The organism is Arthrobacter sp. Y3221160, assembly GCF_059092585.1.
The window spans coordinates 2,035,698-2,054,545 of sequence record NZ_JBNHHU010000001.1 but is presented as its reverse complement, the minus strand read 5'-3'; the positions used below and the strand labels follow the sequence as shown (position 1 = coordinate 2,054,545).

19 protein-coding genes are annotated in these 18,848 nt (G+C 68.9%); 10 read left to right on the top strand and 9 right to left on the bottom strand.

All coding sequences use genetic code 11. From position 1 onward, the window contains the following. Positions 1-104: 104 nt before the first annotated feature. From AC5RWG_RS09595 to AC5RWG_RS09585, 3 genes are all read right to left on the bottom strand, one after another. The gene (locus tag AC5RWG_RS09595; protein ID WP_494166822.1) at positions 105-1,070 is read right to left on the bottom strand and encodes a PDR/VanB family oxidoreductase; all 966 of its coding nucleotides are present in this window, start codon (positions 1,068-1,070) and stop codon (positions 105-107) included. Between the two features lie 125 nt (positions 1,071-1,195). Beyond that, entirely contained in the window at positions 1,196-2,875 is a 1,680-nt protein-coding gene (locus AC5RWG_RS09590) for an HAL/PAL/TAL family ammonia-lyase (RefSeq protein ID WP_494166821.1), read from the bottom strand. Continuing rightward, complete coding sequence (locus AC5RWG_RS09585) at positions 2,853-3,635, bottom strand: IclR family transcriptional regulator (protein WP_494166820.1); 783 nt, start codon at positions 3,633-3,635, stop codon at positions 2,853-2,855. Before AC5RWG_RS09585 ends, AC5RWG_RS09590 begins: the two co-directional genes overlap by 23 nt. Before the next feature lie 170 nt (positions 3,636-3,805). Between AC5RWG_RS09585 and AC5RWG_RS09580 the strand changes: the two genes are divergently transcribed. The 6 genes from AC5RWG_RS09580 (at position 3,806) to AC5RWG_RS09555 (ending at position 9,790) form a co-directional block, all read left to right on the top strand. After that, on the top strand, positions 3,806-5,014 hold the full coding sequence (locus AC5RWG_RS09580; protein WP_494166819.1) for a cytochrome P450: 1,209 nt from the start codon (positions 3,806-3,808) through the stop codon (positions 5,012-5,014). Between the two features lie 143 nt (positions 5,015-5,157). Beyond that, positions 5,158-6,309, top strand: coding sequence for an MFS transporter (locus tag AC5RWG_RS09575; protein ID WP_494167112.1), 1,152 nt, complete (start codon positions 5,158-5,160; stop codon positions 6,307-6,309). Positions 6,310-6,362: 53 nt separating this feature from the next. Continuing rightward, entirely contained in the window at positions 6,363-7,718 is a 1,356-nt protein-coding gene (locus AC5RWG_RS09570; RefSeq protein ID WP_494166818.1) for an MATE family efflux transporter, read from the top strand. 9 nt (positions 7,719-7,727) lie between these two features. Beyond that, positions 7,728-8,336: a hypothetical protein gene (locus AC5RWG_RS09565; RefSeq protein ID WP_494001091.1), complete on the top strand. Its 609-nt coding sequence runs from the start codon at positions 7,728-7,730 to the stop codon at positions 8,334-8,336. 102 nt (positions 8,337-8,438) lie between these two features. Beyond that, positions 8,439-8,864, top strand: coding sequence for a hypothetical protein (locus AC5RWG_RS09560; RefSeq protein ID WP_494001090.1), 426 nt, complete (start codon positions 8,439-8,441; stop codon positions 8,862-8,864). A 41-nt stretch (positions 8,865-8,905) separates the two neighbouring features. Beyond that, positions 8,906-9,790, top strand: coding sequence for a DUF4261 domain-containing protein (locus AC5RWG_RS09555; RefSeq protein ID WP_494001089.1), 885 nt, complete (start codon positions 8,906-8,908; stop codon positions 9,788-9,790). A gap of 13 nt (positions 9,791-9,803) precedes the next feature. On the opposite strand, the gene AC5RWG_RS09550 is transcribed toward AC5RWG_RS09555, so the two are convergent. Continuing rightward, a complete protein-coding gene (locus tag AC5RWG_RS09550; protein WP_494001088.1) occupies positions 9,804-10,352 on the bottom strand; it encodes a CGNR zinc finger domain-containing protein in 549 nt (182 codons plus the stop codon). 107 nt (positions 10,353-10,459) lie between these two features. On the opposite strand from AC5RWG_RS09550, the gene AC5RWG_RS09545 reads away from it, so the two are divergent. After that, entirely contained in the window at positions 10,460-11,464 is a 1,005-nt protein-coding gene (locus AC5RWG_RS09545) for an EamA family transporter (RefSeq protein ID WP_494001087.1), read from the top strand. On the opposite strand, the gene AC5RWG_RS09540 is transcribed toward AC5RWG_RS09545, so the two are convergent. After that, entirely contained in the window at positions 11,448-12,125 is a 678-nt protein-coding gene (locus AC5RWG_RS09540) for an NADPH-dependent F420 reductase (RefSeq protein WP_494166817.1), read from the bottom strand. The two genes, AC5RWG_RS09545 and AC5RWG_RS09540, sit on opposite strands and share 17 nt — an antisense overlap. A 191-nt stretch (positions 12,126-12,316) precedes the next feature. Here AC5RWG_RS09540 and AC5RWG_RS09535 point away from each other — a divergent pair, with 191 nt between their 5' ends. Further along, positions 12,317-12,592, top strand: a complete 276-nt coding sequence (locus AC5RWG_RS09535; protein ID WP_494101803.1) for a DUF2277 domain-containing protein — start codon at positions 12,317-12,319, stop codon at positions 12,590-12,592. Between the two features lie 83 nt (positions 12,593-12,675). Here AC5RWG_RS09535 and AC5RWG_RS09530 read toward each other — a convergent pair whose 3' ends face one another. From AC5RWG_RS09530 to AC5RWG_RS09515, 4 genes are all read right to left on the bottom strand, one after another. Beyond that, complete coding sequence (locus AC5RWG_RS09530) at positions 12,676-15,108, bottom strand: heavy metal translocating P-type ATPase (protein ID WP_494166816.1); 2,433 nt, start codon at positions 15,106-15,108, stop codon at positions 12,676-12,678. Between the two features lie 161 nt (positions 15,109-15,269). Continuing rightward, positions 15,270-15,494, bottom strand: a complete 225-nt coding sequence (locus AC5RWG_RS09525; protein WP_494001083.1) for a heavy-metal-associated domain-containing protein — start codon at positions 15,492-15,494, stop codon at positions 15,270-15,272. A 34-nt stretch (positions 15,495-15,528) separates the two neighbouring features. Continuing rightward, positions 15,529-15,885, bottom strand: coding sequence for a metal-sensitive transcriptional regulator (locus AC5RWG_RS09520; RefSeq protein WP_494101805.1), 357 nt, complete (start codon positions 15,883-15,885; stop codon positions 15,529-15,531). Between the two features lie 79 nt (positions 15,886-15,964). Next, complete coding sequence (locus AC5RWG_RS09515; RefSeq protein ID WP_494074579.1) at positions 15,965-17,470, bottom strand: MFS transporter; 1,506 nt, start codon at positions 17,468-17,470, stop codon at positions 15,965-15,967. 103 nt (positions 17,471-17,573) lie between these two features. Here AC5RWG_RS09515 and AC5RWG_RS09510 point away from each other — a divergent pair, with 103 nt between their 5' ends. Both AC5RWG_RS09510 and AC5RWG_RS09505 read left to right on the top strand, forming a co-directional pair. Beyond that, positions 17,574-18,113, top strand: a complete 540-nt coding sequence (locus tag AC5RWG_RS09510; RefSeq protein ID WP_494001080.1) for a TetR/AcrR family transcriptional regulator — start codon at positions 17,574-17,576, stop codon at positions 18,111-18,113. 70 nt (positions 18,114-18,183) lie between these two features. Further along, positions 18,184-18,669 (top strand): DUF4190 domain-containing protein, encoded by a 486-nt coding sequence (locus AC5RWG_RS09505; protein ID WP_494166815.1) that lies wholly within the window; start codon positions 18,184-18,186, stop codon positions 18,667-18,669. Positions 18,670-18,848 lie beyond the last annotated feature (179 nt).

The window sequence follows — 18,848 nt, the reverse complement described above, 5'->3', positions numbered from 1 at the left end:
GGCCGGAGCATGCCGCTGCCCCCTCAATGCGTGAAGCATCGAGCGCTCCGGATATGGTCAAGTGTTGGACACCGGCCAGGGAGGGGCGGAAGCTCGGGGCCGGCTCAGATATCCAATACCAGGCGCCTGCCCTTGCAGCGCGAGACGCAGATCATCATGGTGTCCCCGGCGGCGCGCTCCTCGTCTGAGAGCAGGCTGTCCCGGTGATCGGGTTCGCCGGAAATGACCGGAGTTTCGCAGGTGCCGCAGATGCCCTCGCGGCAGGAGTTCAGCACGGGAATGCCGATGTCCATCAAGGCCTGCAGGATGGTGGTGCCGGCGGGGACGGTGACCTCGGTGCCGTCAGCCGTCTCGACCACGAATTCGCTGTCTGCTTCCGCCGCGGACGGCACGGGGGCGGGACCGGCAGCAAAGCGCTCAAAGTGGTACCTGCCCGGATCCGCCCAGTCGGCGGTGAGTTTTTCGAGCGCGCCCAGCAGCGGAGCGGGTCCGCACGCATAGACGTGGGCGACGGCGTCGAGTTTGGCCAGCAGCGGTCCGAGCGGGAAGAGGCCGGACTCGTCGTCGGCGTGGAAGCGGACGCGCCCGCTGTAAGCGGCCAGTTCGTCCTGGAAGGCCATCGAGGTGCGGCTGCGGCCTAGGTAGACCAGCGTCCAGTCCGTGCCGGCGGCCTCGGCCTGCCGAACCATCGCCAGGATCGGGGTGATGCCGATGCCGCCGGCGATGAACAGGTAGCTGCCGGCCGGCTCCAGGGCGAAGTTGTTCCGCGGGCCGCGCACCTGCAGCTTGGTGCCGGGCCGCAGCTCGTCATGAATCCAGGCCGAGCCTCCGCGTCCGGCCGGTTCGCGCAGCACGCCCAGGCGCCAGAAGTCGTCCTCCGGCCGGGAGCAGAGCGAGTACTGCCGCAGCAGCCCGTTGGGCAGCAGCACATCCACGTGCGCGCCGGCCTGCCACGCAGGCAATGCCTCGCCGCGGGGATGCTGTAGCCGCAGTGCCACCACCGAGTCGGAGGCGGGCTCGATCCGGGTGACCTCGACGTCGAAGAAGCCGTCGTGCGGTGCGGTTTCCATGCAGGTGTCTCCTTGTATTGTGCCCGGCGAACGCCCGTGGCAGGGGGTTAGCGGGCGCTTCCTGTGTTCCGAAAAGGCCGGCTCCGGCGGCCTATTCCCACCGCCGGGCCGAACGGCTTCCCAACCTAGGCCGAGCCGGACAGCACCTCATTGACCGCAGTGACGACGGCGCCGCCGTGGACGAGATCCCGGGCGGTGCGGACGCGCGGGTACATCACCACGTCCCTGTTAATGTGGTCTACCGCGCGGCCGTCAGCCGACTTGGACGAACGGACCATCTCCAGCACTGCCCGGCTGGCCGGTGCCAGCGTGGCGGACGCGGTCTCCGGCTTGGCCAACCGCAGTTCCAGGGCTTGGCAGGCCATGAGAAGTTCGATCCCCACCACAGTCTCGATGTTCGCCACGACCTGCCGGGCGTGCCTGCCGGCGTTGTTGGCCATGGAGACATGGTCCTCCTGGTTGGCGCAGGTGGGGATCGAATCCACACTGTCCGGATGCGAGAGGGTCTTCGAGTCCGAGACGAGAGCAGCGGCCAGGTACTGCGGAAGCATGTAGCCGCAGTCCATGCCGGTCTGCTCGCTGTCGATCAGCATGTCCGGCAGCCCGCGGTTGAGGGTGCCGTCGTCAAGCCGGAAGAGCCGGCGCTCGGTGATGTTCCCGATCTCGGTGACCACAATGGAGATAAAGTCCGCGGCGAAGGCCACGTATTCGGCGTGGAAGTTGCCGCCGGAGACTGCCTTGAGGGAGCGACTGGCCGGAAGCGCCGGGAAGATCAGCGGATTGTCGGTGGCGGCGTTGATTTCGTTGCCGATGATCCCGGCAGCGAACTCCAAAGTGTCCTTGACCGGGCCGAAGACCTGCGGCACGCAGCGCAGCGAGTACGCGTCTTGGGGCGGCTGGCGCACAGGGTCGGCCTCGGCGCTGCCATCGACCAGGGAACTGCCGGCCAGCAGTTCCCGGATTCGGGCGGCCACCTCGATCTGGCCCTTTTGGCCGCGGGCTTCATGCAGTTCGGCGATGAAGGCGTCGCCAAAGCCCATCAGCGCCTCGATGGTCATGGCGGCCGTAATCTGCGCGGTTTCCAGCAGGTTCTGTGCGTCGAACAGGGCAAGAGCCGCCTGGGCGCAGGAGAAGGAGGTGCCGTTGAGCAGTGCCAGGCCGTCCTTGGCGCCCAGCGGCAGCCGGTCCAGACCGGCGGCGGCCATCGCGTTCTTGCCGCTGGTTATGGCGCCGTCCAGGAAAGCCTCGCCGGAGTCCAGTTCCTCGTCTTCGCCGGTGTGCGGGCGGGTCATCACAATGGCCACGTGCGCCAGCGGAATCAGGTCCCCCGAGGCGCCCAGCGAGCCGTACTCGGGGATGGCAGGGCAGACACCGCGGTTGAGCATTTCCGCCAAGGTGGTGACAATCTCCGCCCGGATGCCGGAGTAACCCTGGACCAGGCTCACGATCCGGATGAACATGGTCGCCCGCACCACTTCCTCGTCCACGTAGCGGCCGACGCCGGCGGCGTTTGACAGGACCAGCCGGCGGGACAGCTCCGCAGTGTCGGAAGCCTCGTCGAAGGCCCTGCGTCCGGCGAGGGAACCGAAACCGGTATTGATGCTGTAGATCGGCGCGGTAGGGTGGCCGGCTTCCATCTGCTCCACCACCGATCCGAGCCAGGCCCGGCTTGGTTCCATCCGGGCCAGCGCCTCGTCGGAGATCTCCACCGGCCGGCGGAACCGCGCCACCTGGATCACATCTTCGAGCGTAGTGCGGCTGATCCCCACTACGACGGGGGTTTCAGTGACGGTCTGGGTGTTCATCGGCGATCTCCCTGGTTGATTGAAAACTGGTCGTGGACTCGAGCGATTCGGTGAGGTTCCGGGCGGCGCAGCCCAAGGCATTGAGCGCGGAATTGATCCAGGCTGTGGCGCCGCAACGGCTTTCGGGGCCGGCGACGTTGAGCGAACTAACCACCTCGCCGCGGCAGAAGACCGGCACTGCGACGGATACCGAGCCCGAATCGAGCTCGCCGCGTGAGACGGCGCGGCCCGCGGCGCGGATCTGCGGCAAGGCCGCCTGAACCTGCTCGGCCGTCGGAGTGTGGTCCGTGAACCGCGGCAGCTGGCGGTCCAGCACTTGGCGGACGACGTCCCGCGGCGCCCAGGCCAACAGGATCCGCTGCCCGGCCCCGGCATGCAGCGGCAGCATTTCGTTAATTGCGAAGGTGTATTTGAGCGACTTATCCGGCTCCACCCGTCGCAGGCACATGGCCTGGGTGCCTACCCGGATGATCAAGACGGCCGTCTCGCCCACCGCATCAACCACATCTTTGAGCACTGCCGTGCCCACCTCTGCGAGGTGGGACTGAACGTGGTGCCGCCCGGTGAGTTCCAGCAGGGCCCGACCGGGCCGGTAGCGCCCCCCGTCTTCCTGGACGAAGCCGCGGTCCTTGAGCGTTTTGAAGTACCGGTAGGCGGTGCTTTGCGGGATGCCCAGCTTGCTGGCCACCGCGTCGATGGTGGCATCGCCGTCGGCAGCGACCTCGGCCAAAATGGCCAGTCCGCGCTCGAATGATGTCAACCCAACCTCCTCACAGACCTTCCGGCATCCGGGGCACTCCAGCGATGCTCCACCGAGGCTGGCCCCACCGGCAATTGCCATTCTCACAGAATGAGAATGGGATTCCGCTTCAGTCTCAAAACACCGCTACGTTGAGTCCATTCCCTGCCGCAACGATGAGTGAGGCTCCAATGACAACCGACTTGCCGGTGGCAGCAGCCCCCGCCATTTCCGACGATCCGTATTCGGACGCGAACCTGACCGACCCGTATCCGCTGTTCGAGCGGATGCGCCAAGCCGGACCTGGGGTGTGGCTGGACAAGTACGGTGTGCCGGCGTTCACCCGTTTCGGTGCGTGCAAGGACATCCTCGACGACCACGCCACCTTTATTTCCGGTGCCGGCGCGGGGCCGAAAAACCTCCACCACGAACCGTCATGGCGTCCGCAGGGCATCATGGAGTCCGACCCGCCCCTCCACACCGCCATGCGCCAGGCGATGGCCGGCGTGATCTCCCCCAAGGGAACCCGGGCGCTGCGCGGGCAGTTCCAGGAGTTCGCCGACGAGCTGGTGGAGCAGGTGCTGCAGCTACGCGAGTTCGACGCCGTGACCGACTTCGCTCAGGTCTTCCCGCTGCGGGTATTTGGCGACGCGGTGGGAATTCCCCGCGCGGGGCGGGCCGAAAACCTGCTCGCGCTCGGTGCGATGAACTTCAGCACTTTCGGCCCGGACGACGAGCGGTCCAAGGAGTTCTTCCGCCTGGGCGCCGGCACTAATGACTGGGCCATGGCCAATACAGCCCGGGAGCGACTGGCGGAGGGAAGCTTGGGGGCACAGATCTGGGACTACGCCGACCGCGGCGAGATCACCGAAGCCCAGGCTGCGCTGCTCGTGCGGGCCATGCTCTCGGCGGGGCTGGACACCACCATCTTCTCGATCGGCAACACGCTGGCTGCGCTGGCACAGCATCCGGGGGAGTGGGCCAAGGTCCACGAGAATTCCCGGCTGACCAAATTCGCCATCGACGAGGCCTTCCGGTACGAGTCACCCTTCCAGTCCTTCTTCCGCACCACCAGCCGCGATACTGTCTTGCACGGTATTGAGCTGGTGGCCGATACCAAGGTGGCGGTCTTTGTCGGCGCGGCCAACCGCGATCCGGAGCATTGGGGACCCGACGCCCACGAGTACCGGATTGACCGGCAGGCCGGCGGTCATTTGGGATTCGGCATGGGAATCCACCAATGCGTCGGCCAGCCTATCTCGCGGCTGGAAATGGACGTGCTGCTGACCACCCTGGCCAAACGTGTGAAGACCATCGAGTTCACCGGCGAACCCGTGCCCTTCCTGCACAACACGCTGCGAGGCTGGCAATCCATTCCCGTACGCATCATTCCGGCCTAAGGGGGCGGCTGCGGCGGACTGCAACCTCGGGAGGGGACCGTACAACTCCTGCCGGCGGTGGCCTCCGGCATAGCATCGAAGGCGTGAGTAGCGCGGAACAGCCCTGGGCAGGCCACCCGAAAGGCAGCCCGGGCTACCGCAACATGCTCCTGGCGCTGCTCTTCGGCGGCTTCGCCACGTTCGCCCAACTGTATTCGGTGCAGGCGGTGCTGCCCGGCATCGCCCGAACCTTCCAGGTCAGCGCGGCCGATGCCGCGCTCAGTCTTTCCGCCGCCACCATCGGCCTGGCCCTGGCCGTCATGCCCTGGTCCGCGGTGGCGGACCGAGCCGGCCGCAAGCGCACCATGACGTGGGCGATCAGCGCCGCCGTGATCCTGGGCCTGGCGCTGCCGCTGGCGCCGAATTTTCCCGCCCTGCTGGCGCTGCGCTTCCTGGAGGGCGCCGCGCTGGGCGGCATCCCCGCCGTCGCACTGGTCTACCTGAACGAGGAGGTGCAGCGGCTGCACGCGGCGGTCGCGGCCGGCACCTACGTGGCTGGCACCACCGTGGGCGGCCTGGCCGGCCGCCTCATCGCCGGGCCGGTGGGGGAGTGGGCCGATTGGCGCGCCGGCGTGCTGGCGGTCAGCGCCGCCGCCGCGCTCGCCGCCGTGTTGTTCGTGCGGCTGGCACCGGCCCCGCGCGGTTTCCGGCCGATCGTGCGCGGGCAGGAGCCCGGGCTGGGGCAGCGGGTCCTGGCGAACCTGCGCTCGGCGCCGCTGCTGGCGCTCTATGCCCAGGGATTCCTGCTGATGGGCGGATTCGTCGCCGTCTACAACTATCTGGGCTTCCGGTTGGAGGCGCCGCCGTTTTCCCTGCCCGCGTCGCTGGCCTCCCTGCTGTTCCTGGCCTATCTGGCCGGCACCGTGAGTTCCCGGGTGGCCGGCGGCCTGACGGCGCGGACCGGCCGGTTGCCCGTGCTGCTGGGCGGGATCGTGGTCAGCATTGCCGGGCTGGCGGTCACCCTCGCCGATTCGCTCGCGCTGATCCTCCTGGGGCTGGTGGTATTCACGGCCGGATTCTTCGCCGCGCATTCGGTCGCGTCGGGCTGGACGCCGCGGCTGGCGACGGTCGGCGCGGCCCAGGCGTCCAGCCTCTACAACCTCTTCTACTACGCCGGGTCCAGCCTGCTCGGCTGGGCCGGCGGCCTCTTCTTCGGTCGGTTCGGCTGGACCGGCGTCGTCGCGTTTACCGCCGCGCTCGCCGTCATCGCCGGTACGACGGCGGTGCTCGCCCTGCGGGGGCGCGGCGCCGAATGACGGGGGTTGCCGGTTCGTCACGCCGGAATCCGGGCTGCAAGGGGCCTAAGCTGGTGGGCGTGAACCCGGAGAAGACAGCCGTACAGCGGCAGGGACGGAGCCTGAACCGGCAAATCCTTGCACTCGCCATCCCCGCCTTCGGCGCCCTGATCGCCGAGCCGCTGTTTTTGGCGGCCGATTCGGCCATCGTGGGACACCTCGGGGTGGCGGAACTGGCCGGAATGGGGCTGGCCGCCACCGTGGTCCAGACCGTCGTCGCACTGATGATCTTTCTCGCCTACTCGACCACGCCAGCGGTGGCACGGCTGATGGGAGCGGGCCGGCTGTCGGAGGCCTACGGCGTTGGCCGAGACGGCATCTGGCTTGCGCTGGCCGTCGGCGTGGTGCTGGCCGCCGCCGGCTGGGCTTTCGCCCCGGACCTGACCGCGGCCATGGGGGCCAACGGGCAGGTGCAGGGGTTCGCGGTGGACTACCTGCGCTGGTCGATGCCCGGCTTGCCGGGCATGCTGATCGTGCTGGCGGCCACCGGGGTGTTGCGCGGCCTGCAGGACACCAAGACCCCGCTGCTGGTCGCCGGCATCGGCTTCCTCGCCAACATCGGACTGAACTTCCTGCTGGTCTACGGGATGGGGCTTTCGGTGGCCGGGTCCGCCATGGGCACCAGCCTGGTCCAGTGGGCCATGGCGGCGGTCTACCTCGTCATCGTCTACCGCGGAGCCGTCAGGCACCGCGTGCGGCTGCGGCCCACCTGGGTCGGCCTGAAGGCCACCACCCAGGTGGGATCCTGGCTGATGCTCCGGACCTTGAGCATGCGAATTGCGGTACTCGCCACCGTTTTTGTGGCCACCTCGCAGGGCCCGGTAAGCCTGGCCGGCCACCAGCTCGTGATGACGATGTACAGTTTCCTGGCCTTCGCGCTGGACGCCATCGCGATCGCCGCGCAGGCCCTGATCGGGAAGGAACTGGGGGCCTCGAACAAGGCGCTGGCACACTCGCTGACCCGCCGGATGATCGTCTGGGGAGTGGGATTCGGCGTGGTGACCGGCCTGCTGCTGGCGGCGGTGGCGCCGGTGCTCGGCTGGGTGTTCACATCCGACCCGGCCGTCCATCAGGCGTTCACGGCCGCGATCTGGCTGCTGGCCCTGAGCCAGCCGATCTGCGGTCTCGTCTTCGTCCTCGACGGCGTGCTGATCGGCGCCGGCGACGCGCGGTACCTGGCCATTGCCGGCGTGGTGAACCTGCTGGCGTACGCGCCCCTGCTGGTGTGGGTGGCCACGGCCGGGCTGACCGGCACGGCGGGACTCGTCTGGCTGTGGGCGGCCTTCGGGCTCGGCTACACCGCGGCCCGCGCGGTCACGCTCGGCTGGCGGGTCCGCAACGATGCGTGGATGGTAACCGGGGCACACTAGGCTTGAACCGTGACGATCCCGAGTACTACCCAGGCGGCCGTGTTCTGGCAGCCGGTCCTGATCCGCGCCCTGGTGGCCGCAGCCTTTGGCGCCACCACCATCTTCTGGCAGGAACCCGACCGCACCGTGATGGCACTGGCCGGCGGGCTGTTCCTGTTGCTCAGCGGCGGGGCGGTCTGGCTGCTGGCGCGCAAGCCGGCCGCTGCGGCCCACCGCCAGCTGCTGCTCCTGCAGGCCGCCGTACTCGCGGTGGCCGGCATCCTGACCTGCGCCCTGCAGACGGTGCCGATGTTCACCGTGCTGGCCACCGCGGCGCTGCTGGTCTCCGGCGGGGCCGAGCTGATGCTCTGGTGGAGCAATCGACCGACCCGCTGCCACGAGGTTCCCGGGAACCCGGCGGCTGCCGCGGCCGGTGAGGCCGGGTCCGTGCTGGCCCGCGACTGGCTGATCACCGGTGCCGTGTCCGTGGGCTTCGGCGTCGCGCTGCCCTTCTTCGCACACTTGGGCCCGCATGCGCTGCTGGGGGTGCTGGGCGGGGCGGCGATCATCATCGCCGTCGTCCTGCTGATCGCCGCCCTCAGCCTGCGCCACGACGCCAGACATCCCACGGCCGGCTGAATATCGCCCGCGGGTGTGGCCGGCGCCACTGGTGCCTGCGCGGCAACTTCTACGGCCGGTAGACTGGATGCAGGCTTTACCCGTCAGCAGGAGGAAATCATCGTGGGCAAGAATGCGTCTGGCCGTCCGGGCGAAGGACGGATGTCCGTCAAGGGCCCGCTGATCTTCTCGGCTGTACTGGCCGTGATCGCCGGCACGCTGACCATGGTCTTTGCCACCGGCGGGTCCGGAAACCTGCTGCGCTGGGACCTTGGCGTGACGGCGGCCGGCATCGCCTTCATCGCCTCGCTGCTGATCGTTGCGGTGCTGACCATGTCCACCAAGGAAAACCCGAGCCACCTCAGCGAGGGCTCCGGGATCCATCGGGTCTCCTCGAAGATCCCCGGCGGCGCGGGCACCGTTCCGGCCCCAGGTACGCCGCAGAGCCGGGCCCAGGTGGAAGAACAGCAGGCGGCGGAGGCCGCCGCGAACCCCGAGGCCACCAACCGCCTTTCGGGGAACGACGACGACGGCGACGCGCGCCGCTAATGCCTGGCGCCGGCCCGGCCGGACCCGACGAGCATGGCAGCATGACTTCCGGCCAGCCTTCCCCGCACCTGCCCGTCCCGGCAGATCCCGGCGACACCGCGGCGACCGGCGGCGGACAACCGCCCGAGGCCAAGACCACGGTGGCCGCGGAGCTGTGGTACCGGTCGGATCCCCTGCTCTTCAGTGAGGAACTCCAGTCGCGGTTGGCGGAGGAATTCCCCGGCGCCTCCTTTTCCGACGGCGTAGCCCTGCTGCCGCACGCCGCGCACTCCTTCGACATCAACGGCGTCTCCGGTGTGAAAACGATCCGGCTGAGCACCGGAGTGGCCGTTCCCCGCGGGCCGCTGTCCGCGGCCGAGGCGCTGGCGGCAACCCCCGCGGACCAAAGCTGGTCCTGGCCGGACGCCGAGCAGCAGGTTCCCGGCTGCACGCACCGCATCCTGGTCACGGAGGTGGTGGCCAGCGGCTTCGAACCCAAGCCGCGGGTCGAGTCTTTCCAGCGGGTGCTGCGCCTGCTGGCCGCCGAGACGCGGCCGGCGGCGGTCCGGTGGCTGCACAACTCGCACTGGCGGGACCCCCTGGAGCTTGAGGCGGCCCACCCGCTGGCGGGCCCGGTGAACATGCGGTTCTTCCTGGTCAGCAACGACGAGGGCGCCATGGTGGTGGACAGCCTGGGCATGTACCAGCTGGGCCTGCCGGACGTGCAGGTGCACTTCCGCGACAAGGATCCGAACCAGATGGTGGAACTGGCCTTCAACGTGGCAGCGTACCTTTACGAACACGGGCCGGTCATCGAATCCAACAGCCGGCTGAACGGCCCGGACGACCTGGTGTTCACCGCCAGCTGGGAAGATTCGCTGCTGCCGCCGCTGCGGACGGTCATCGACCTCGATCCCGGCCCGCCCTACTCCGCCGGCAGCCGCTAGTACCGTCCTCCGGTCAACCGTTGGCGGCCGACTTGCGGGCCCGATAGGCGGCCACGTGTGTGCGGTTGGCGCAGTTGCCGGTATCGCAAAAACGCTTCGACCGGTTCTTCGACAGGTCCACCAGCACCGCGGTGCAGTCGTCCGCGGCGCAGATCCGCAGCCGGTCCAGCTGCTTCTCGCGGATCACGTCCACCAGCGCCATCGCCGCCTCCACGGCCATGCGGACCTCCAGCGGCGCGTCCGGGCTGGTGGCATGCAGGTGGTAGTCCCACTGGTCGTGTTTGACCAGCTGCGGGATGGCGCCGGCGTCGGCCAAGATCGTATTGACAACGACGACGGCGCGGTCCTCCGTCGCGGACCAGACCTCCTTGAGCACGGGGCGCAGGGCGCGGACCGCCTCCAGCTCCGCCGTCGTATGCGTGCGCGAGCCGGTGAAGCCGAAGTCCGCCACGAGGGCATCGAGATCCGCTACGCTGGCGAGGGTGTCCGGGAAGACCTCGGCCGTATTGATCAGCCGGGCCGCATCCACCAGCGAGTGCTCGGTGTCATGAGCAAAGACCACATTGACCCCTGACAGTGGCGGCGATATTGTCAGTAGTATACCGCTCATGACTCCTGACAGACCTGTTCTGCGCCGGGAGCGAACCCGCACTTCCCCAAGGATCCGTCATGGCCTCCACCGCCGCCGAACAGCGTACCCAGACAGCCCCGCCGCGCCCCGGCTCCGCCGTGGCCGGCGTCGGCATCGCCCTGGCCTCTTCGGCGATCTTCGGACTCTCGGGACCCTTCGCCAAGTCGCTTCTTGAGGCCGGCTGGACGCCGGGCTCGGCGGTGGCTGTGCGCATGGTGGCCGCGGCGCTGGTGCTGTCCCTGCCCGCCGCGTTCATGCTGCGCGGCCGGTGGGACCAACTGCGGCAAAACTGGAAGACCATCGGGCTGTTCGGGCTAATCGGCGTGGCCGGCTGCCAGCTTTTCTACTTCAATGCCGTTGCCAGCCTCTCAGTGGGGGTGGCGCTGCTGCTGGAGTTTTTGGCGCCTGTGCTGATTGTGTTGTGGCTCTGGCTGACCAGCCGCCGGCTGCCGCGGCCCGCGACCATCGCCGGTACCGTGCTTGCGGTGGCCGGCCTCATGCTCGTCCTCGACGTCTTTGGGCCGGTCAAGCTGGACGTTGCCGGCGTACTGTGGGGGCTGGGTGCCGCCGTGTGCCTGGTGGTCTACTTCTTCATCACCGCCAAGCAAAACGACTCGCTGCCGCCGCTGGTGCTGGCCGCCGGCGGCCTGCTGGTGGGCGGTGTGGCCATCGTCGTCCTGGGCGCGGTGCAGATCCTGCCGATGTCCTTCAGCACGGCCGGCGTCGAGCTGGCCGGTTGGCAGACCCAGTGGTGGGTGCCGCTGGTCGGGCTGGTGCTGCTGTCCACGGTGTTGTCCTATGTCACCGGCATCATGGCCGCCCGGGCGCTCGGTACCAAGGTGGCTTCCTTCGTCTCGCTGACCGAGGTGCTCTTCGCCGTCATCTGGGCCTGGCTGCTGCTGGGCGAGCTGCCCGCGGCCATCCAGTTGGTCGGCGGCGCTCTGATCGTGGCGGGCGTGGTGCTGGTCCGGGCGGATGAGCTGCGCGGCCCTAAACCGGCGGTGAACCGGAAGTATCTCCAGCGGGCTAGCGAACGATCTTGAAGTTAAAGCGGGGCGTGCCGAGCGCGCCCCAGAGGCGGAGCCAGGCCGGCAGGAGCATTTCGGCGCCGCGGGCGGTAGTGATGTCGCCGAGGTCGATCACGTCCTGATGTCCGAAGGCCTTCAGGAGCTCGGTGACCGTATTCTTGGCGTCGGCGTCGTTTCCGGACACGAAGACCGTTCCGGGGTCGGAGAGCAGCCCGGGGCGCGCCTGGAGGTCGGCGGTGAGCGTGTTGAGGGACTTCACGACGCGCGCGGCCGGGAAGGCGCGCTGAATCTGTTCGCCGAGGGAATCAGTGTCCTTGACGAAGAGGGTCGGGGGCATCCCGGTGCTGGGGTCCAAGGGGTTGGCGATGTCGAGCACGACTTTGCCGTCGAGGTTCTCGGCCCCGGCCTGGGTCAGCACGTCCAGCGAGGCGCTGCCGTTGGTTGCGTTGATGATCAGCTCCGCCCCGGCTGCGGCGTCGGCGAAGCGGGTGACTCCGATGCCGGGGTTGTCGGCGGCCCAGACGGTGAAGGGCGGGGTACCCATGGCATCTGACTCGGTCCTGGACAGCGTGGCTTCGGGATCGCGGGTTCCGATGGTGACGGCGTGGCCGAGCTCGGCCAGGCGGGCCGCGATGGTTTGGCCGACCCTGCCGGTTCCGAGGACTGCTGTTTTCATGATGGTCTCCTGTCCAGCTCGGGTTGCCCCGGTCGAGTGGGACTCCCTCACCACTTACTGTGCTCCTTCCGAGGGTGGCGGGCCAGTGGTCGAGGAAGCCGGAGGCGGTGCCCTGCCGGGGTGGTGCGATAACGCGGCGGGGGAGCAAACTGGAACCAGCCAGCATCCACGATCCGAACCGGAGGTTCGACATGTGCCGGAATATCCGCCAGCTCCACAACTTCGAGCCCGCCGCCACGAACGCCGAAATCGAGGCCGCCGCGTTGCAGTACGTGCGCAAGGTCAGCGGCAGCAACAAGCCGTCGAAGGCGAACGAGGAAGCATTCAACCGGGCGGTGCACGACATCGCGCACATCACCGCCCACCTGCTCGACGACCTGGTGACCGCGGCGCCGCCGAAGAACCGTGAGGAAGAAGCCGCGAAGGCCCGTGCCCGCGCCGCCGTCCGCTACGGGGCCGCCGTCTAGGCCCGGCGCCGGGAGGCGGCCCGCCGGGAGGCTGGTGAGCCGGAAGGCTGCTGAGCCGCCCGGCGGGTTGCCGCCCCCGCCCGCTACCGTCCGAAGCGGCGCAGGCGCAGGGAGTTGGCCACCACCAGCACGGAGCTGGCGGCCATCGCGGCCCCGGCGATCATCGGGTTGAGCAGCCCGAGCGCGGCCACCGGGATCCCGAGCGTGTTGTAGGCGAAGGCCCAGAACAGGTTCGACTTGATGGTGGAGAGCGTCCGGCGGCTGAGCTCGATGGACTGCACCACCTGGCCGAGGTCGCTGCCCATCACGGTCAGGTCCGCGGCCTCGATCGCCACGTCGGTGCCGGCGCCCATGGCGATGCCCAGGTCGGCCTGGGCCAGCGCGGCGGCGTCGTTCACGCCGTCGCCCACCATTGCCACCGTCTTGCCCTCGTCCTGCAGCCGCTTGATCGCGGCCACCTTCTCCTCGGGGAGTACGTCGGCGAAGACGTCCCCGGGGGCGATGCCGACCTCGGCGGCCACCCCGGCGGCCACCGCTGCGTTGTCGCCGGTGAGCAGGATGGGGTGCAGCCCCAGGTTCTTGAACCGTGCGATGGCGGCCGCCGAGTTCTCCTTCACGGTGTCCTGCAGGCTGACTATTCCGGCGATGGTGCCGTCGACGGCAACCCAGACCGCCGTGGACCCGGCCTGCTGCTGCTCCAGCAGGGTTCCGCGGTGGGCGTCGGTGAGGGCGATGCCGTTCTCGTCCATCCAGTTGTTGCGGCCGACGACGACGGTGCTGGCGCGTCCGTCGCGTTCGGTGATGCTGCCGCGGACGCCGCCGCCCGCCGTGCTGTGGAAGTCGGAGAGGGCGGGCAGCGCATCCTCGCCGGCCGTCTCGCCGGACGGCGTGGCGGTGCGGGCCGCGACCTTGCGGGCCGCTTCAACGATGGCCAGCGCGATCGGGTGTTCGGAGCCGGCCTCGACCGCGCCGGCCAGCAGCAGGACCTCGTCTTCGCCGCGGTCCGCCAGGGCCAGCACGCCCTCCACCGCTTGCCGCCCGGTGGTCACGGTGCCGGTCTTGTCCAGCACGATGGTGTCCACGTGCCGGGTGTCCTCGAGGATCTGCGGCCCCTTGATCAGGATGCCCAGCTGCGAAGCCCGGCCGGTGCCGGTGAGCAGTGCGGTAGGCGTGGCGAGCCCGAGCGCACAGGGGCAGGCAATCACCAGCACCGTCACGGCCGCGGTGAATGCCGCCTGGAGGTCGCCGGTGAAAACCATCCAGAGGATGAAAGTGACGACGGCGATGACCAGCACCACCGGGACAAAGACGGAACTGATCCGGTCGGCCAGCCGGGCAATCGGGGCCTTGCCGGCCTGCGCCTGGCTGACCAGCCGGCCCATTTGCGCCAGCGTGGTGTCCGAGCCGACCCGGGTGGCACGGACCAGCAGGCGGCCGGAGGTGTTGATGGTGGCACCGGTGACCGTGTCGTCCACATCCACTTCTACCGGCACGGATTCGCCGGTGAGCAGCGACGCGTCGACGGCGGAGTGACCGTCCACCACGTAACCGTCGGTGGGGATCTTTTCGCCCGGCCGGACCACCATGATGTCGCCCGGGACCAGGTCGGCGGCCGCCACTTTCACCTCGGCGCCGTCCCGCAGCACGGTAGCGTCCTTCGCGCCCAGGTTCAGCAGCGACTTCAGGGCGTCGCCGGCCCGCTGCTTGGCGTTGGCTTCCAGATAGCGGCCCAGCAGCAGGAAGGTGACCACGACGACGGCCACCTCGAAGTACAGTTCGTGCTCGGCCATGTTGCCGCCCACGTGTTCGGTCAGCATCGGATCCATGACCAATTGCCAGGCGGAGAAGAAGAAGGCGGCCAGCACGCCGAGGGACACCAGCGTGTCCATCGTGGAGGCAAAATGCCGGGCGTTGACCGCCGCGGCGCGGTGGAACGGCCAGGCCGCCCAGAACACCACCGGGATGCTGAGCGCGAAGGCAACCCAGCCCCAGTGCGGGAACTGCGCGCCGGGGATCATCGAGATGAAGATCGGCAAGGTCAGGACGGCGGCCGTCCAGAGGCGCGGACGCAGCTGGCCGGCGGTGCCGCCGTGGGCCATGTGGTCCTCACCCTCCACGTGATCGGCGTGGGCGGCGTGCTCGCCGTCGTCACCCCGGCCGGCGTCCCCGGAGCGGTCGTGGTGGTCCTGGTCGCCGGGGCCGGTACCGTGGTCCGCCTCCGGGTTCCCGTCGAGCCCGTGGCCCCTATCCCCGTGCCGTGGGCCGGGCGCGGAGTGCGGCTGCGGCTTCACCCGGGCCTTGTAGCCGGTGGCCTTCACCGTGTCCACCAGCTGCTGGTTCGTGACGCCGTCCGGGACGAGCACGACGGCGGACTCCAGGGGCAGATTGACGCTTGCCCGGACTCCTTCGATCTTGCCGAGCTTGCGTTCCACCCGGTTCACGCAGGAGGCGCACGTCATGCCCTCGATCGCCAGTTCGACGGTTCTGGTCGGGTTCGGTTTTGCTTCAGGATCCATGGTGCCGGGATGGGAGGACATCGGTTGGTTGTCTCAATTCTGCGTGGGACGGTGCGGGGGCAGCGCGTCCGCTGGTTCGCGAAAAAAAGGGGGGCCGACGGCGGCCGGAGGGCACCGTCGTCGCACTGGCCAAAGGCCGTCTGGCCTGAAGCGATCTGGAGCTAGGCGTTCTGCGCGACGACGGTGTACCCGGCCTCGGCGACGGCCTCGCCAATCTGGGCCGGGTCAAGATCCGCCTCGGAACTGACCGTCGCCGTGGAGATTCCGCCCTTGTTGAGTTCGATGCTGACGCCGCGGACGCCGTCGAGGGCCTGCAGTTCTTCCGTGACGGCGTCCACGCAGTGGCCGCAGGTCATGCCGTCGATGCTGATGGTGGTGGTGCTCATGACTGTCTCCTTGGGGTTGGGTTCGCGGGGAAGGTCAGCGCAGCAGTCGGCCGATGGCGTCCGAGGCTTCCTTGACCTTGTCCTCGACGATTTGCGGGTCGCCGCTGAGTTCGGATTCCTTGGCGGCGCCGATGACGCAGTGTCCGATGTGGTCCTCGAGCAGGCCAACGCTCACCGCGTGCAGGGCCTTGTTGACGGCGGCGACCTGGGTCAGGATGTCGATGCAGTACTTGTCGTCCTCCACCATGCGGGCGATGCCGCGGACCTGGCCCTCAACGCGCTTGAGCCGGCGCAGGTACGCCTCCTTGTCCGACGTGTACGCGTGCCCGATGTGCTCGTCGGCAGGGGCGGTGACGGTTTCGGTTTCCGCAGGCCGTGCTGTGTGGCTCATGGCTTCCTCAATCGGTGGGCTATGCCACCAATCTATACCCCCTAGGGGTATCGCGCAAGGGTGCCGGCCGCGCCCCGAGTCACTGGTGCTGCGGGACGCGCAGCGTTCGGAAGGCGAGCCAGGCTGCCGCGACCATGAGAACCGCGGCCAGTCCGGCGGTGACGGTCACGCCGCTGTCGAAAGCATGGACCGCGGAATCTAACAGGGCGGCCCCGGTGCGTTCGGGCAGCTGCCCGGCAACGGTGATGGCGCCGCCGAGGGTCTCGCCGGCGGCTTGCTGCTGTTCGGCGTCCAGCCCGGCGGGCAGGGCGATGTTCCGTCGGTAGGCACCGACCAGGATGCTGCCGAGCACGGCGGTCCCGAAGACAGAGCCCACTTCGTAGGCCGTCTCCGACACGGCGGAGGCGGCGCCGGCCTTGGCCGCGGGGACGCTGGACAAAATGAGGTCGTTCGAGAGCGTCTCGGAGGCGCCGACCCCGGCGCCGAGCAGCGCGAAGGCCGCCATCAGGGTCACCGCTGGGGCGTCCGGGGACGACGCCACCAGGGCGTAGGCCGCCGCGGACAGCAACAGGGCGCAGGCCACCAGCCGGTGCGGGGCAATCCGGCGCACCAGCGGCACCGCGAGCAGGCCGGCCGTTATGGTGACCGCCAGGCCGGGCAGCAGTACCAGGCCGGCCCGCAGCGGGCTGAGGCCGAGGACCAACTGGAGATGCTGGGAGACGAAGTACAGGAAGCCGACCAGGGAGAACACGGCCAACAGGTTGACCAGCACGGCGCCGGTGAAGGGGCGGTGGCGGAACAGGCGGACATCCAGCATCGGGTTCGCGCGGACCAGCTGGCGGCGGACGAACAGCCAGCCGGCCAGGATGCCGAGGGTGAACGTTGCTGCCGCAAGGGCGGGATTTCCGCCGCCGGCCAGCTGCTTGATGGCGTAGACCACGGGGAGCAGGGCGGCGACGGAGAGCAGGATGCTGGCCGCGTCGATAGGGCCGGGCTCGGGATCGCGCGACTCGGGCACGAACGCCGGCGTCAGCACCAGCATGGGCAGCAGCATGGGGACCGCGAGCAGAAAGACCGAACCCCACCAGAAGTGTTCCAGCAGCAGGCCGCCCAGCAGCGGGCCGAGGGCGGCGCCGGCGGAGAAGCCGGCGGCCCAGATGGCGATCGCCAGGCGCCGCTGCGCCCGGTCCGTGAAGATGTTCCGGATCAGGGACAGGGTGGCCGGCATCAGCATGGCCCCGAAGATGCCCAGGCCGGCGCGTGCGGCAACCAGCAGTTCGGCGCTGGGGGAGAAGGCGGCCAGCGCGGACAGTGCGGCGAAACCGGCCGCGCCGATCATCAGCATCCGGCGCCTGCCGAACCGGTCGCCCAGGCTGCCCATGGCCACCAGCAGGCCGGCAAGTACCAGGGGGTAGATGTCGATGATCCACAGGAGGGTGGTGCCGCTGGTGCTGAACGCCAGGGAAATCGCGGGCAGCGCGAAGCTGAGCACCGTGTTGTCGACGGCGACCAGCAGGACCGGAAGCATCAAGACCGCCAGGGCGGTCCATTCTCGGCGCCCGGCGCGCTGGGTGACGGTAAGCATGGTGGGTCTTTCGGAATCGGGGAAGTCGGATCTACTGTACCGTCTGGACGGTTTACCTGCAAAGCGGCAGCTCCGCGGGCGGGGGGAGTCCTAGGATGGGTGAATGGCCAGTGCGAGAGACCGGATCCTCGACAACTTCGAGGACATCCTGATCAAAGAGGGCGAGCGAGCCGCCACGATGGACGCCGTCGCGGCGGCGGCCGGGGTGTCGAAGGGCGGGCTGCTGTACCACTTTCCGTCCAAGGAGGCGATGGTGGACGCCCTGTGCGAGCGGCTCTCCGCGCTGACCGCCGCCGACGCGGAGCAGATCATCAGTGCCCCGGAAGGAGCGGCCCGCTACTACGTGCGCACGTCCAGGTTCGTCGATTCGCCGCTGGACCGGGCCATCGTGGCCGTGGCGCGCCTGGTCCAGCAAGGCCACCCGTCCGCGGCGAGGACCTTTGCCGGGATCCAGGAACTCTGGCTGGATGCCTTGGAGCAGGCGCTTGGCAGCCGGCCGCTGGCGCAGGCCGTGAAGCTGATCGGCGACGGCCTTTACTACAGCGCAACCTTCTTCTCGCCGGATGCGCAGCAATACCAATTGGCCGACGGCGAGATGGACGCCTTGCTGGAACAGGTCGACACGCTGGTGGGCCGGGGCTGATCCGCGGCCGCCGGACATAGGGTGTTCGGTGGGGACGATAAATCGTTTACGCACCGATGAGAGGAACCACATGTCTACTCCCACTGGCCACGGGGAGCATCCCGAGCCCGCGGCTTCCCAGCCGCAGTCCACGCAGGGCGCCTACCCCGCCTACCCCGCCCACCCGCAACAGGACGCCTACCCCGCCTACCCGCAACAGGGCGCCGGCCAGGCATACCAGCAACCAAACGAGCCTTACGGGTACCCGGGACAGCCCGGTCCCGGGCAACCCGTTCCCGGCAGGACCATGGGGATCGTCGGCTTTATCCTGTCCCTGCTCGGACCGCTGACGGTGGCCGGGCTGATCGTCAGCATCATCGGCATGGTGCAGTCCAAGCGCGCGGGTGCCAAAAACGGCTTTGCGCTCGCCGGCATCATCATCGGCGCCGTGGGCACGGTGCTGTTGACGCTGTTCATCATCATCGCGCTGGCAGGCGTCGGTTACCTCATGGAAGCCTGTGGCGAGCTGGGACCGGGCACTCACGTCGTGGACGGCGTCACCTACACCTGCAGTTAACGCGCCACCTGGCGGGGCCGGGAGCCGGGATTGACGGGCTGAATTTCGCCGTGTCCGTACCTGGGTCAGGTCAGTACACTGGAACGCATGACCGAGCAGGAACCGGGACCTGCCGGGGCCCCGGCTCACCAGGAGCGTGCGGGTCTTACCGCGGGGGCGGCCGGTACTTCGGTGCCGAT